At 59.7% G+C, this 14,195-nt stretch carries 12 protein-coding genes; 3 read left to right on the top strand and 9 right to left on the bottom strand.

What is annotated here, in order from left to right; all coding sequences use genetic code 11:
- Nucleotides 1-7 precede the first annotated feature (7 nt).
- From glrR to purL, 4 genes are all read right to left on the bottom strand, one after another.
- Entirely contained in the window at nucleotides 8-1,345 is a 1,338-nt protein-coding gene (gene glrR, locus HMPREF3096_RS15905) for a two-component system response regulator GlrR (protein ID WP_032730950.1), read from the bottom strand.
- The gene (gene qseG / locus HMPREF3096_RS15900; RefSeq protein WP_012540858.1) at nucleotides 1,332-2,018 is read right to left on the bottom strand and encodes a two-component system QseEF-associated lipoprotein QseG; all 687 of its coding nucleotides are present in this window, start codon (nucleotides 2,016-2,018) and stop codon (nucleotides 1,332-1,334) included. The genes glrR and qseG overlap by 14 nt, the downstream gene beginning before the upstream one ends.
- 29 nt (nucleotides 2,019-2,047) lie before the next feature.
- Nucleotides 2,048-3,469 (bottom strand): sensor histidine kinase, encoded by a 1,422-nt coding sequence (locus tag HMPREF3096_RS15895; protein ID WP_072122902.1) that lies wholly within the window; start codon nucleotides 3,467-3,469, stop codon nucleotides 2,048-2,050.
- Between the two features lie 591 nt (nucleotides 3,470-4,060).
- Nucleotides 4,061-7,948, bottom strand: a complete 3,888-nt coding sequence (gene purL, locus HMPREF3096_RS15890) for a phosphoribosylformylglycinamidine synthase (RefSeq protein WP_032730952.1) — start codon at nucleotides 7,946-7,948, stop codon at nucleotides 4,061-4,063.
- 175 nt (nucleotides 7,949-8,123) lie between these two features.
- Between purL and mltF the strand changes: the two genes are divergently transcribed.
- Nucleotides 8,124-9,740, top strand: coding sequence for a membrane-bound lytic murein transglycosylase MltF (gene mltF, locus HMPREF3096_RS15885; protein WP_032730953.1), 1,617 nt, complete (start codon nucleotides 8,124-8,126; stop codon nucleotides 9,738-9,740).
- Here mltF and tadA read toward each other — a convergent pair.
- Nucleotides 9,737-10,246 (bottom strand): tRNA adenosine(34) deaminase TadA, encoded by a 510-nt coding sequence (gene tadA / locus HMPREF3096_RS15880; RefSeq protein WP_032700879.1) that lies wholly within the window; start codon nucleotides 10,244-10,246, stop codon nucleotides 9,737-9,739. The genes mltF and tadA overlap by 4 nt on opposite strands.
- Before the next feature lie 62 nt (nucleotides 10,247-10,308).
- A complete protein-coding gene (gene yfhb, locus HMPREF3096_RS15875; RefSeq protein ID WP_008803773.1) occupies nucleotides 10,309-10,944 on the bottom strand; it encodes a phosphatidylglycerophosphatase C in 636 nt (211 codons plus the stop codon).
- Nucleotides 10,945-11,156: 212 nt separating this feature from the next.
- Between yfhb and HMPREF3096_RS15870 the strand changes: the two genes are divergently transcribed.
- Nucleotides 11,157-12,005 carry a MurR/RpiR family transcriptional regulator gene (locus HMPREF3096_RS15870; protein WP_004144349.1) on the top strand — a complete coding sequence of 283 codons (849 nt, stop codon included), beginning with the start codon at nucleotides 11,157-11,159 and terminating at the stop codon, nucleotides 12,003-12,005.
- Nucleotides 12,006-12,061: 56 nt separating this feature from the next.
- The gene (locus tag HMPREF3096_RS15865; protein ID WP_004144350.1) at nucleotides 12,062-12,322 is read left to right on the top strand and encodes a YfhL family 4Fe-4S dicluster ferredoxin; all 261 of its coding nucleotides are present in this window, start codon (nucleotides 12,062-12,064) and stop codon (nucleotides 12,320-12,322) included.
- A 12-nt stretch (nucleotides 12,323-12,334) separates the two neighbouring features.
- On the opposite strand, the gene acpS is transcribed toward HMPREF3096_RS15865, so the two are convergent.
- From acpS to recO, 3 genes are read right to left on the bottom strand one after another with little or no spacing between them, the layout of a single operon-like run.
- Nucleotides 12,335-12,715, bottom strand: a complete 381-nt coding sequence (gene acpS, locus HMPREF3096_RS15860; protein ID WP_008803771.1) for a holo-ACP synthase — start codon at nucleotides 12,713-12,715, stop codon at nucleotides 12,335-12,337.
- Nucleotides 12,715-13,446, bottom strand: a complete 732-nt coding sequence (pdxJ, locus tag HMPREF3096_RS15855) for a pyridoxine 5'-phosphate synthase (protein WP_008803770.1) — start codon at nucleotides 13,444-13,446, stop codon at nucleotides 12,715-12,717. The genes acpS and pdxJ overlap by 1 nt, the downstream gene beginning before the upstream one ends.
- 11 nt (nucleotides 13,447-13,457) lie before the next feature.
- Nucleotides 13,458-14,195: a DNA repair protein RecO gene (recO, locus tag HMPREF3096_RS15850; RefSeq protein WP_032730954.1), complete on the bottom strand. Its 738-nt coding sequence runs from the start codon at nucleotides 14,193-14,195 to the stop codon at nucleotides 13,458-13,460.

Here is a 14,195-nt window from a genome sequence, read left to right as displayed (position 1 = left end):
TGCGGAGCTACTCTTTAAAGTCGTTGGCGTCGAGCTCATGGCGCGACAGCAGTTTATAGAATTCGGTGCGGTTGCGCCCTGCCATCCGCGCGGCGTGGGTGACATTGCCTTTAGTAATTTGCAGCAGCTTGCGCAGGTAGTTCAGCTCAAACTGATTGCGCGCCTCCACGAAGGTCGGCAGCGCGGTATTCTCTCCTTCCAGCGCCTGCTCCACCAGCGCGTCGCCAATCACCGGCGACGAGGTCAGGGCCACACACTGCTCAATCACGTTCACCAGCTGGCGCACGTTACCCGGCCACTTGGCGGCCATCAGCCGCTTCATCGCATCGCTGGAAAACGCCCGGACAAACGGCTTATGGCGATCGGCGGACTGGCGCAGCAAATGATTAGCCAGCAGCGGGATATCCTCAGCCCGTTCGGAAAGCGGTGGGATCTTCAGATTCACCACGTTGAGTCGGTAAAACAGATCTTCGCGGAACTCGCCGCGGGCCATCGCCTTCGGCAGGTCGCGATGGGTGGCGGAGATGATCCGCACGTTGATCTCGATATCGCGGTTGCTGCCCAGCGGACGCACCTTACGCTCCTGCAGGACGCGCAGCAGCTTCACCTGCAGCGCAACCGGCATATCACCGATCTCGTCGAGAAACAGCGTACCGCCCTCAGCGGCCTGGAATAATCCTTCACGGTTACTGACCGCGCCGGTAAAGGCGCCCCGCGCATGGCCAAACAGTTCGGATTCGAGCAGCTGTTCCGGCAGCGCGCCGCAGTTGATCGCCACGAACGGTTTATCATGACGCGGGCTGGCGTTATGGATCGCCTGGGCGACGATCTCCTTCCCGGTCCCACTCTGGCCGTTAATCAGCACGCTGACATCCGATTGCGCCACCATCCCGGCCTGCTCAAGCAGACGCAGCATCAGCGGGCTGCGGGTCACAATCGCCTGGCGCCAGGCTTCGTCGGTGGCCGGCGAGCGCTGCTCCAGCGCCTCATCAATGGCTTTATACAAGGCATCTTTATCGACCGGCTTGGTCAGGAAGCTGAACACCCCCTGCTGGGTCGCGGCCACGGCGTCGGGAATCGAACCATGGGCGGTGAGAATAATCACCGGTATGCCGGGCAGCCCCTTCTGGATCTCGCTGAACAACTGCAGGCCATCCATTTCATCCATCCGCAGATCGCTAATCACCAGATCCACTTTCTCACGCCCCAGCACGCGCAGCGCTTCCGGCCCGCTCTCGGCGGTGACCACGCTGTAGCCTTCGCTGACCAGGCGCATGCCCAGCAGCTTCAACAGTCCCGGATCGTCATCCACCAGCAGCAAACGCGCCGGTTTACGGATCGTCATGGATCACCTCCGGCACTTTTTCGCTGCCGAAGTTGCCGCCCGGCTTGCGGCTGGAGAGCTGGCGTTCGATATCCGTCAGGTTCTCCAGCTTACGGGTGGTCAGCTCCAGCTGTTCGCGCAAAGCCTGCTCCTGCTGTCGCAGCGTCTCCAGTTCACTATCGCTGGACTGCTGAAGCTTCGCGTAACGGGCACGCTCTTCCACCAGCTGCAGCTGACGGGTCTGGCCGTCGCGCCAGAGCTGATACAGCGGGCGGACCTGAACGGCGATTTGCGGGCTGAAGGTATCGAGACGCGCCACCAGGTCGCGACGCTCGTCGGGAGTAATTTTGGCATCAGCAAGCAGGATGCCGCGACGGAACGCGTCCTGCCAGCTGTCGTCGGTATGGCGTTTCGCCTCCGCCCGCGCCTGCGCCGGTGCGAGGCGATCGGCACAGTCAATGCCCCGCAGCCAGTAGAGGGGATTTTTGTCGCTGGCATCGCTGCTGTGCGCCCAGATGTCCGCGCAGTCTACCGCGACAAAATCGGCCACCTGATGCTGCGCCTGCCCGGAGGCGGCGGTACCTTCCGCAGTATGCGGTGAAAAGCCGGCGGAACACCCCGCCAGCGTCAGACAAGCAATGCCAGAAAGCAGCCATCCACGAAGGGAACGGCGCCAGGCCAGGAATTGGGACATAGTTCCCCGATATCGATTCATAAGTTGGATTATTCCGGCGCTGAGGGAAGCGTAATGCGAAAACAGACCTGCCCGGCGGGCGCGTCAACTAAGCTGAGCTCCCCTTGCATCTGCCGGACGCAGTCGCGGGCGATACTCAACCCCAGCCCACTGCCCTTAACGGCCCCTTTACGCTGGTGACTCCCCTGGTAAAAAGGCTCGAAAATCATATTCTTTTCCGCGGCCGGGATCGGTTCGCCGCTGTTGGCGACATCAATACGCACCTGCTCTCCGTGCCGGTAGCTGTGGATACGGATGTTACCGGATTCAGCGCCATAGTGCACCGCATTGGAGTAGAGATTATCCATTACGCTTATCAATAGTGCAGGCTCTGCCAGGCAACGCCGCGCCTGCAGCGTCAGTTCAGTATGCATCAGTTTAGCCCGCGCGGGCAGGCTGTGCGCCGCCACGACGTTTTCCACCAGGTCCACCAGATCCACCGCTTCGCGAGCCACCGGGCTGTCGGCCTGTTTTCGGTTGTAATCCAGCAACTGTTCAATCAGCTTTTGCAGGTTACGACTACTGCTGTCGAGGATCTCGACGATCTCCTGCTGCTCAGGGGTCAGTGGCCCGGCGACCCGGTCGGCCAACAGCTCGGTACCTTCACGCATACTGGCCAGCGGGGTTTTCAGCTCATGCGACAGATGACGAAGAAATTGATGCCGCTGCGACTCCAGCCACGCCAGGCGCTCACTGAGCCAGATGATGCGCTTGCCCACCGATCGCAGCTCGCGCGGGCCGGTAAACAATGCGGCGTCGTCCAGCGACTTCCCTGCCCCCAGCTGATTGATCATTCTTTCGATGCCTTTCACCGGGCCGATAATCATGCGGGTGAAGAGCAGCACCAGCGCCAGGCTCAGCAGAAACAGCACCAGCGCCTGCCAGCCGAAAAACTGGCCGCGTTCGGCAATCTCCTGCTGCAGCTGTTGGCCACGAGAATAGACGACCGCCCGGGTCGCCTGCACCATATCGCTGTTATTGCCGGCGAAAACTTCCAGTCTGGCGGCCGCCTGGGCATCGGGGCCGCTATTTTTACACTGCAACTGCGCCAGATCGCTGACGTCCTGACGCAGCGCCTGCCAGAGTTTCTCGTCCGGTAGCACGCCGGCATGGGCATCCAGCATCTGGCTGTAGCGCTGTCGCTGATTCTGATACACCCGCGCCAGCGTCGGATCGTCCAGCACGCAGTACTGGCGATAGCTGCGCTCCATTTCCAGCGCGGCATTGATCATCGCCTCGCTGCGTCGGGCATCGACCAGCGTAGTGCGGTTAATATGCGCCGCCTGGGCGCTAAGGGCATTCAGGCTCTGCCAGGCCTGCCACGCCAGCACCAACAGCGGCAGCAGGATCAGCACAAAGGAGAGCGTCACCAGTTGACGCAGCGAACGGGGAAAAAGAGAGAGTCGCTTCAAGGATGTTGTCTCAATCATTAGCTCTGGTCGATGCTAACTGAGGAGCGCGCCGGAGAAAAGCGCTACCGCTGGTTACTGCGCCGCAGAAACAACAAAGCCAGGCGCAAGGCCTGGCTTTGTTCAGGAATGAGGCGGTGCCTTACTCGACGTTTCGCCCGATGTCTGATAAAGCCAGGCTGTTATCAGGAGTTGGACGGCAGGCACCTGTTTGTGCGTCATTCGAAGTTTATGTAGCGCGTCCCGAAGGGGCTGACATAAGAAGGTGAATGAGCCACTGGTTAATATTATGCATGAACTATGCCACCTTTCAAAACATTTTATTAACACGCTGATATATATGATATTAGCTCACGATCATTGCCATACCGGAACCGTACATTTTTTATTCATATTGTCGCTAATTGACGACACTAAACAGGCGCCGCACCACTGCTCAATAAAATCAATATGTTAAGTGTCTCCTATTGACGACACCATAACATAAGGGTTGTCGGCAATTCCCGACACCCTGGCGTGCCGGCCATCACAGATAAAAAAAGCCCCCTGCCTGAGCAGGGGGCTGATACATTCACATGAGGCGCTGCCGGAAGGTTAACCCAGCTGTTTACGCGCGTTACGGAAGATACGCATCCACGGGCTGTCCTCGCCCCAGTTCTCCGGGTGCCAGGAGTTGCTTACGGTGCGGAAGACGCGTTCCGGGTGCGGCATCATGATGGTCGCGCGCCCGCTTTCGCTGGTCACCGCGGTGATACCGTTCGGGGAACCGTTCGGGTTCGCCGGATAGGTTTCGGTCACTTTGCCAAAGTTATCCACGAAGCGCAGCGCCACCAGACCTTTGCTCTCCAGCTGGGCCAGATGCGCGCTGTCGCGCACTTCCACCTGACCTTCGCCGTGGGAGACCGCAATCGGCATCCGTGAGCCAACCATGCCTTCCAGCAGCAGGGATGGGCTTTGCGTCACTTCCACCAGGCTAAAGCGCGCTTCGAAGCGGTCAGACTGGTTACGCACAAAGCGCGGCCACAGGTCGCTGCCCGGGATCAGCTCGCGCAGGTTGGACATCATCTGACAGCCGTTGCACACGCCGAGCGCCAGCGTCTGCGGACGATGGAAGAACGTCGCGAACTCATCGCGCACGCGCTCGTTGAACAGAATCGACTTCGCCCAGCCTTCACCCGCGCCCAGCACGTCACCATAGGAGAAGCCGCCGCAGGCCACCAGGGCATGGAAATCCCCCAGACCGGTGCGGCCCGCCAGCAGGTCGCTCATATGCACGTCGATGGCGTCAAAGCCGGCGCGATGGAAGGCTGCCGCCATTTCAACGTGGGAGTTCACCCCCTGCTCGCGCAGGACGGCCACTTTCGGACGCGCGCCGGTGGCAATGTACGGCGCCGCAATGTCGTCATTAATCTCAAACGAAAGCTTCACATTGAGGCCCGGATCGGCGTCATTGGCTTTCGCCTCGTGCTCCTGATCGGCGCAGGCCGGGTTGTCGCGCAGACGCTGCATCTGCCAGGTGGTTTCCGCCCACCACATGCGCAGCGTAGTGCGGCTCTCGCTAAACACCGTCTGACCGTTGGCGGTCAGCACGAAGCGATCGCCCTCGACCGCTTTACCAAGGTAATGCACGCAGTCTGCCAGGCCGTTAACCGCCAGAATGGCTTCCACCGCCTCACGGTCTGCAGCGCGCACCTGGATCACCGCCCCCAGCTCTTCGTTGAACAGCGCGGCCAGACGATCATCGCCCAGCGCGGCGATATCTGCTTCCAGGCCACAGTGGCCGGTAAAGGCCATTTCCGCCAGAGTCACCAGCAGGCCGCCGTCGGAGCGGTCGTGGTAGGCCAGCAGTTTACGCTGCGCCACCAGGGCCTGCATCGCGTCCCAGAAGCCTTTCAGCTGGGCAACATCGCGCACGTCAGCCGGCTTGTCGCCGAGCTGGCGATAGACCTGCGCCAGGGCCGTCGCGCCCAGCGCGTTGTGCCCTTTACCGAGGTCGATCAGCAGCAGAGCGTTATCTTCTGTAGAAAGCTGCGGCGTGACGGTATGACGAACATCTTCGACACGGGCGAAAGCGGAGATCACCAGCGACAGCGGGGAGGTCATCTCGCGCTGCTCGCTGCCTTCCTGCCAGCGGGTTTTCATCGACATCGAGTCTTTACCGACCGGAATGGTCAGGCCCAGCGCCGGACACAGCTCTTCGCCTACCGCTTTTACCGCCTCATACAGGCCAGCGTCTTCGCCCGGGTGACCTGCGGCGGCCATCCAGTTAGCTGACAGTTTCACGCGATTCAGCTCGCCAATCTGCGTGGCGGCGATGTTGGTCAGCGCTTCGCCGACGGCCAGACGGCCAGAGGCCGCGAAGTCCAGCAGGGCAACCGGGGCGCGCTCGCCCATCGCCATCGCTTCGCCGTAGTAGCTGTCGAGGCTGGCGGTGGTCACCGCGCAGTTGGCCACCGGGATCTGCCACGGGCCGACCATCTGGTCGCGGGCGACCATACCGGTCACGGTGCGGTCGCCGATGGTCACGAGGAAGGTTTTCTCGGCCACCGTCGGCAGGTGCAGAACACGATTTACCGCATCGGCAAGGGTAATCGGTTGACGATCCAGCGCGCTGCCCTGGGCTTTCAGGGTCTGCACATCGCGGGTCATTTTCGGTGTTTTGCCGAGCAGAACGTCCAGCGGCAGGTCGATCGGCTGATCGTTAAAGTGGCTGTCGCTCAGGCTCAGGTGCTGCTCCGCGGTAGCTTCGCCGATAACGGCATAAGGCGCGCGTTCGCGGCGACACAGTTCGTCGAACAGCGGCAGGTGCTCCGGGGCGACCGCCAGAACATAACGCTCCTGCGATTCGTTACACCAGATCTCCAGCGGGCTCATCCCTGGCTCATCGCTGAGAATATCGCGCAGCTGGAATTTACCGCCGCGGCCGCCGTCGCTCACCAGCTCCGGCATGGCGTTGGAGAGACCGCCCGCGCCAACGTCGTGGATAAAGAGGATCGGGTTGGCGTCGCCCAGCTGCCAGCAGCGGTCGATCACTTCCTGACAGCGGCGTTCCATTTCCGGGTTGTCACGCTGTACGGAGGCGAAATCGAGGTCGGCATCGGACTGGCCGGAGGCCATAGAAGACGCCGCGCCGCCGCCGAGGCCGATGTTCATCGCCGGGCCGCCCAGCACGATCAGCTTCGCCCCGACGGTAATCTCGCCCTTCTGCACATGCTCGCCGCGGATGTTGCCGATACCGCCGGCCAGCATGATCGGTTTGTGGTAGCCGCGCAGCTCTTCGCCATTGTGACTGGTGACTTTCTCTTCATAGGTGCGGAAGTAGCCGTTCAGCGCCGGACGACCAAACTCGTTGTTAAACGCCGCGCCGCCCAGCGGGCCTTCGGTCATGATGTCCAGGGCCGTGACAATGCGGTCCGGTTTACCGAAATCTTCTTCCCACGGCTGCTCGAAGCCCGGAATACGCAGGTTGGAAACCGAGAAGCCCACCAGGCCCGCTTTCGGCTTCGCGCCGCGGCCGGTGGCGCCTTCATCACGGATTTCGCCGCCGGAGCCGGTTGCCGCGCCCGGCCATGGAGAGATGGCCGTCGGGTGGTTATGAGTTTCCACCTTCATCAGAATGTGCGCCGGCTCCTGATGGAAGTCGTAGCGCCCGGTCTGGTGGTCGGCAAAATAGCGCCCCACTTCAGACCCTTCCATCACCGCGGCATTGTCTTTATAGGCCGACAGGACGTAGTCCGGCGTTTTTTCGAAGGTGTTTTTGATCATTTTGAACAGCGACTTCGGCTGCTGTTCGCCGTCGATGATCCAGTCGGCGTTGAAAATCTTGTGGCGGCAATGCTCAGAGTTCGCCTGGGCGAACATATACAGCTCAATATCGTTCGGGTTGCGGCCCAGACGGGTAAACGCATCCTGCAGGTAGTCAATTTCGTCATCTGCCAGCGCCAGCCCCAGACGGAGGTTGGCGTCAATCAGCGCCTGACGGCCTTCGCCCAGCAGGTCAACGCTGGTGACCGGCGTCGGCTGATGATGGGCAAACAGCGTCTCGCCCGCTTCCAGGGCGTCGAAGACGCTCTCCATCATGCGGTCGTGCAGTTCCGCCGCCACCGCGGTCCACTGCGCTTCGGTCAGGGTTGAGGCTTCAACGTAATACGCCACGCCGCGCTCCAGGCGCACGACCTGAGTCAGACCGCAGTTGTGAGCGATATCGGTAGCTTTAGAAGACCAGGGAGAGATGGTGCCAGGGCGAGGGGTCACGAGCAGTAATTTACCGGTCGGGGTATGGCTGCTTAAGCTCGGGCCATACTGAAGCAGTCGCGCCAGGCGCTCGCGATCGTCAGCGCTCAGCGGAGCGTTCAGATCGGCAAAATGAATATACTCGGCATATATGGCGCTTACCGGAAGGTTGGCCGCCTGAAATCGTGCCAGCAGTTTATTGATACGGAATGCCGACAGTGCAGGTGAACCACGCAAAATTTCCATCATAAGTCTCTCGTCTTCGAAGCTTTCAGGGTGAGCCAGGGGGGGAAACGGGCGTCATTATAGTGAATCCTGCGCCCCGACGAAACCGTTTGCGTAGAAATAAAATCATTGATGCTGTTTATCAATAAATGTGACGACCATCGCGAATAAGTTGCCAACTGGCGCATTCTTAAGCAGAATGCCGCACATTCGACGACAACCTTGCGTTTTTTCCGGACATCGCCTGCTGAGGAACCTGAAGCTGCAGAAGATTAACGCTCTGAAAAAATTAAAGATTAATTATCTGCTGATCGGCATTGTCACCCTTTTGCTGGCGGCGGCCCTGTGGCCGTCAATCCCCTGGTCCAGTAAACCCGAGAACCGGGTGGCGGGTATTATCGCTCGCGGCGAGCTGCGCATCAGCACCATCAACTCGCCGATGACCTTCGCCACCATGAACGATAAAACGTTCGGTCTGGATTATGAACTGGCGAAGCAGTTTGCTGACTATCTGGGCGTGACGCTTAAGATAACCGTCCGGCAGAATATCAGCCAGCTGTTTGACGACCTCGACGACGGTCAGGCCGATATGCTGGCTGCCGGTCTGGTTTATAACCAGGAGCGGGTGAAAAACTACCAGGCTGGCCCCACCTACTATTCTGTTTCCCAACAGCTGGTCTACCGCGTCGGTAATATCCGGCCGCGCACTCTCGCGTCGCTAACCGCCGAGCAGCTCACTATCGCTCCGGGCCACGTGGTGATCAACGATTTGCAGGCCTTAAAAGCGGAGAAATATCCGGATCTTGCCTGGCGCGTGGACGAGAAGCGCGGTACCACGGCGCTGATGCAGGCGGTGATTGACGGCAAACTCGATTACACCGTCGCCGATTCGGTGGCCGTCAGCCTGTTTCAGCGCGTCCATCCGGAGCTGGCGGTGGCCCTGGATATCACCGACGAACAGCCGGTCACCTGGTTTAGCGCCCGGGGCGAAGATAATTCGCTGTCGGCCGCAATGCTTGATTTCTTCAATAACATTAATGAAGACGGGACGCTGGCGCGCCTGGAGGAGAAATACCTCGGCCACGGCAACGACTTCGATTATGTCGACACCCGCACCTTCCTCCGTGCAGTGGAAAATATTCTCCCGGACGTGCAGCCACTATTTGAAAAGTACGCCCGCGAGATTGACTGGCGCCTGCTGGCCGCGATCGCCTGGCAGGAATCCCACTGGGATCCGCAGGCCACTTCCCCCACCGGCGTGCGCGGCATGATGATGCTGACGCGCAACACCGCGCAAAGTCTGGGACTGACTGACCGGACCGATGCGGCGCAGAGTATCGACGGCGGCATGCGCTATCTGCAGGATATGATGGATAAAGTGCCGGATTCGATTCCGAAAGACGAACGCATCTGGTTTGCGCTGGCTGCTTACAATATGGGCTATGCCCATATGCTGGACGCCATGGCGCTCACCCGCAAACAAAAAGGCAATCCCAACAGCTGGGCAGACGTTAAGCTGCGTTTACCCCTGTTGAGCCAGAAGCCCTATTACAGCAAACTTAAATACGGCTACGCGCGCGGCCATGAGGCCTACGCCTATGTGGAAAACATCCGCAAATATCAGATAAGCCTTGTCGGCTATTTGTCAGAGAAGGAGCGCCAGCAACAGCAAACGCTGGCCCTGGCGGAGGATTACCCGGCCGTGCTCCCGAATGAACTCGAACAGCCGCAGGAGACCACCCTGCCCTTTTTCAAGTTTCGCGCCGATAAGCAGATGGATAATGCCCGGTTAAAACTCCCCGGCCACCTGTATTAACCTTCTCCGGTCTGCTCCCGGGCTTTCTTCAGCGCTTTTTTCTCTTCCCGCCGCCAGCGAAAGAAGTCGCTCAGCATGGTAGAGCAGGACTCCGCCAGCACGCCTTCGCTTATTTCAACCCGATGATTCATTCCCGGATGGTGCAGGACATCTATTAGCGAGCCAGCGGCACCGGTCTTGGCATCCCTGGCGCCAAAGACCAGGCGGGCGATACGGCTGTGCACCATGGCGCCAGCACACATGACGCAAGGCTCCAGGGTCACGTACAGCGTGGCGTCGATCAGGCGATAGTTTTGCAGCACCAGCCCGCCCTGGCGTAAAGCCATAATTTCCGCGTGAGCGGTGGGGTCGTGACGGCCGATCGGCCGGTTCCAGCCCTCGCCGATGACCTGGTTGTTATACACCAGCACCGCGCCCACCGGCACCTCGCCCTCTTCCCAGGCGCGCTTTGCCAGCGTCAGGGCATGACGCATCCAGTATTCATCATTGAGTTCGAGGTCAGACACAGCGGCCACTCCAGCAGAAAAAGCGGGGCGCATTATACATGGGCGCTATCAATTACACACTATTACTCCAGCTGCTGGAGCTCTCCCTGAGGCGTTACCCGCCAGCGATGCTGGCAAAAGCCGAGCAACGGGTTGTCCTGCTCGCTGTCGCTATAGCCGCTGTACAGCCGCAGCGGCGCGCCGATCTTTTTCTCCAGCTGCACCACTTTTTCATGCCCCAGGCAGCGCAGGGTCAATACCCAGCCGCCCCAGCGGCGCGCGGTGCGGCTGGCTATCAGATTCACCCGCGGCAGCCAGAGAGTATCGCGATAGACCTGCTCCACCAGCGACTGCGGCGAGCCGGTGATCAACCAGACGTCGGCATCGGTACTGGTCAGGTAGGCCGTGAGCCGCGCATGAACCACCGGAAACGCCGTCACATGATGGCGAAACCAGCCGACAAACTCCGCTTCCAGCCGCTTCAGTACCGCCTCGCGACGGCCAAAGGTTGACGCCCACAGCAGGAGGCTCATTGGCCAGCGCGCCGCCCGCCCACACACCGCCAGCCCGGCAAGGATCGCCGGCCCCATCGCCACCACCAGCAGCAGGTTTAGCGGCAGATTACGCAGCAGGTAGCGCAGGAAACTGCCGAACATATCCTGCTGATGCAAGGTTCCGTCCAGATCGAAAAACACCACTTTCCGTTCATTGTGCTGCAAACTGCCTCCTTATGTCAGGACTCGCTTCTCGTTAGGTTAAGCTTAACAGCCTTACGCCGCGAAGAGGGAAAACATCCCCTGCCGTTAAGGAACAATTAAATTAGCAGGCGAAGGAAAAATTGTGGCTCAAGAATTTTTAATTCGTGGTATACCCCTTATAATCGAATAAAAATTCTGTCAGTCACGAGCCGGACGGCTCCAGCGGAGCTCCAATGAACTGTTTAACGCGTATTCGTCAGCGCTATCCCACCCTGGCGGCGAGCGACAAAAAGTTGGCCGATTATATTCTGAGCCAGCCCGATGAGACCCGGCACCTCAGCTCGCAGCAGCTGGCGGCGGAAGCCGGCGTGAGTCAGTCCAGCGTGGTTAAATTTGCCCAGAAACTGGGGTTCAAAGGCTTTCCGGCGCTGAAGCTGGCGCTGAGTGAAGCGCTGGCCAGCAGCCCGGATCCGCACTCGGTTCCGGTACATAACCACATTCGCGGTGACGACCCGCTGCGTCTGGTCGGCGAGAAACTCATTAAAGACAATGTCGCCGCCATGCATGCCTCGCTGGACGTCAATACTGAAGAGACGCTGCGGGAAGCCGTCACGCTGCTGCGCAACGCCCGGCGGGTGATCGTCACCGGCATCGGCGCGTCCGGTCTGGTGGCGCGTAACTTTAGCTGGAAGCTGATGAAGATCGGCATCAACGCGGTTTCTGAGCAGGATATGCACGCCCTGCTGGCGACAGTGCAGGCCATGTCCAGCGACGATCTGCTGCTGGCGATCTCTTACTCCGGTGAGCGCCGGGAGATCAATATGGCGGCAGGTGAAGCGCTGCGCGTGGGCTGCAAGATCCTGGCGATCACCGGCTTTAGCCCTAACGCCCTGCAGCAGCAGGCAACCCACTGCCTGTATACCATTGCCGAAGAGCAGGCGACGCGCAGCGCGGCCATCTCCTCCACCAGCGCGCAAATGATGCTCACCGACCTGCTGTTTATGGGGCTGGTGCAGCAGGATCTGGAGCGGGCGCCGGAGCGCATTCGCCATAGCGAAGCGCTGGTGAAAAAGCTGGTCTGAGCAGAAAATGGGCGTATAATGCCCGCCCTGTTTGTGTTGTTTCTGAGACTTTCCTGATGGCGCTGTTAATTACCAAAAAATGCATCAACTGCGATATGTGCGAACCGGAGTGCCCGAATGAGGCCATTTCGATGGGTGATAGCATTTATGAAATTAACAGCGACCGCTGCACCGAGTGCGTGGGTCATTACGACACGCCAACCTGCCAGAAAGTGTGCCCGATCCCGAATACGATCCTGAAAGATCCGGCACACGTCGAGAGTGAAGAACAGCTGTGGGACAAATTCGTGCTGATGCACCACGCGGATAAAATTTAACCGCCATCCTGGCTAGCTTTCGACAATCACCGTGGCGCAGGCGTAGTGGCGTTCATCGGCGAGGGTGACATGAATAGCCCTTACCCCCATTCGTTCCGCCAAAAGCTTTGCTTCGCCCCATAGCCTCAGCTTCGGCTTGCCCAGCTCGTCGTTGTATACCTCGAACTGATTAAACGCCAGTCCGTTACGGATCCCGGTTCCCAGCGCTTTCGCCGCCGCTTCCTTGACCGCAAAGCGTTTCGCCAGGAAACGCACCGGCTGCTGGTGCTGCTCCCAGATGCTCCATTCATGGTCGCTCAGCACCCGGCGGGCAAGGCGATCGCCGCTGCGGGCGATCACCGCTTCGATGCGGGCGATCTCGACGATGTCGGTACCCAGCCCGAGAATGGCCATTAGCCGCGCGCTTCCAGCATCAGACGCTTCATTTCCGCGACAGCCTCTTTCAGGCCACTCATCACTGCGCGACCGATAATCGCATGGCCGATATTCAGCTCATGCATTTCCGGCAGCGCGGCAATCGCTTTCACGTTGTGATAGGTCAGACCGTGGCCGGCATTCACCTTCAGGCCAAGGCTGGCGGCATAGGTGGCCGCTTTGGCAATACGTTCCAGCTCCTTCGCCTGCCCGGCGTCGGTTTTGGCATCGGCATAGCAGCCGGTGTGAATTTCGATATAGGGCGCGCCAACGTCTGCCGCCGCTTTGATCTGCTCGTTATCCGCATCGATAAACAGGGACACCAGGATACCGGCATCCGCCAGGCGTTGGCAGGCATCGCGCATCTTGTCGCGCTGCCCGGCCACGTCCAGTCCGCCTTCGGTAGTGACTTCCTGACGTTTCTCCGGCACCAGGCAGCAGAAGTGTGGTTTGGTTTCGCAGGCGATCGTCAGCATCTCTTCGGTGACCGCCATTTCAAGATTCATCCGGGTGTGCAGCGTCTCGCGCAGGATACGCACATCGCGATCGGTAATATGGCGACGGTCTTCGCGCAGATGCACGGTGATGCCGTCGGCGCCGGCCTGCTCGGCAATGAACGCTGCCTGAACCGGATCCGGATAGGCGGTGCCGCGCGCGTTACGCAAGGTCGCGATATGGTCAATATTGACCCCTAACAGTAATTCAGCCATGACAATCCTCGTTAATCATTATTCGTATTAGCCGCCCGCGCCTTTCGCGCGGGCATAAACTGGCGAAACAATTCCCGACTCTTAAGCGGTTTGCCCCCAAGATAGGGTTTCAGGGCGATACGGGTAAAGCGCTTCGCGGCGCGCAGCGTATCAACATCAGGAAATTCGCGACTCGCCAACGCTTTCAAATGGTGCCCGGTAAACGTGTTGTTATCAATCACCAGGCTGGCAATAAAGCCCTTTTCTTCGCGATAGCGATAGGTCATGGTGTCATCCACCGGCTCACCGCTGCCCGCGCAGTGAAGAAAATCCACGCCATAGCCCAGGTGCCCGAGCAGCGCCAGCTCAAAACGCCGCAACGCGGGCTCCGGCGAGCCGCTGGTTCCGGCAAGCGCCTGAATGCAGTGCAGATAGTCAAAAAAGAGTTCGGAGAAGCGTGTTTCGTGCTCCAGCACGCGGGAGATAAGCTCGTTCACATAGAGACCGCTGTAGAGCGTGATACCACTGAGCGGCAGCGCCAGCGAGACGGCTTCCGCGCTGCGCAGGGTTTTGACTTCGCCGCGGCCGCCGAAGCGAACCAGTAATGGGGTAAAGGGCTGTAAAGCGCCTTTGAGATTAGAGCGTTTGGAGCGTGCGCCTTTGGCCACCAGGCGCACACGACCCGATTCTTCCGTGAAGACGTCCAGCATCAGGCTGGTTTCGCTCCACGGTCGGCTATGCAGGACAAAGGCGCGCTGCCATCCATCCAC

This window comes from Klebsiella sp. HMSC25G12, from assembly GCF_001807705.1.
In the GTDB taxonomy this organism is placed as follows: Bacteria; Pseudomonadota; Gammaproteobacteria; order Enterobacterales; family Enterobacteriaceae; genus Klebsiella; species Klebsiella variicola.
The sequence above is the reverse complement of the archived record's forward strand: the minus strand, read 5'-3'. Positions and strand labels throughout refer to the sequence as shown.

Bases quoted from the DNA above. Each gene is read 5' to 3' on its own strand.
- mltF (WP_032730953.1), top strand. From the start codon at position 8,124: ATGCCGCACATTCGACGACAACCTTGCGTTTTTTCCGGACATCGCCTG.
- glrR (WP_032730950.1), bottom strand. From the start codon at position 1,345: ATGACGATCCGTAAACCGGCGCGTTTGCTGCTGGTGGATGACGATCCG.
- acpS (WP_008803771.1), bottom strand. From the start codon at position 12,715: ATGGCCATTCTCGGGCTGGGTACCGACATCGTCGAGATCGCCCGCATC.
- purL (WP_032730952.1), bottom strand. From the start codon at position 7,948: ATGATGGAAATTTTGCGTGGTTCACCTGCACTGTCGGCATTCCGTATC.
- qseG (WP_012540858.1), bottom strand. From the start codon at position 2,018: ATGTCCCAATTCCTGGCCTGGCGCCGTTCCCTTCGTGGATGGCTGCTT.
- pdxJ (WP_008803770.1), bottom strand. From the start codon at position 13,446: ATGGCTGAATTACTGTTAGGGGTCAATATTGACCATATCGCGACCTTG.
- HMPREF3096_RS15865 (WP_004144350.1), top strand. From the start codon at position 12,062: ATGGCGCTGTTAATTACCAAAAAATGCATCAACTGCGATATGTGCGAA.
- HMPREF3096_RS15870 (WP_004144349.1), top strand. From the start codon at position 11,157: ATGAACTGTTTAACGCGTATTCGTCAGCGCTATCCCACCCTGGCGGCG.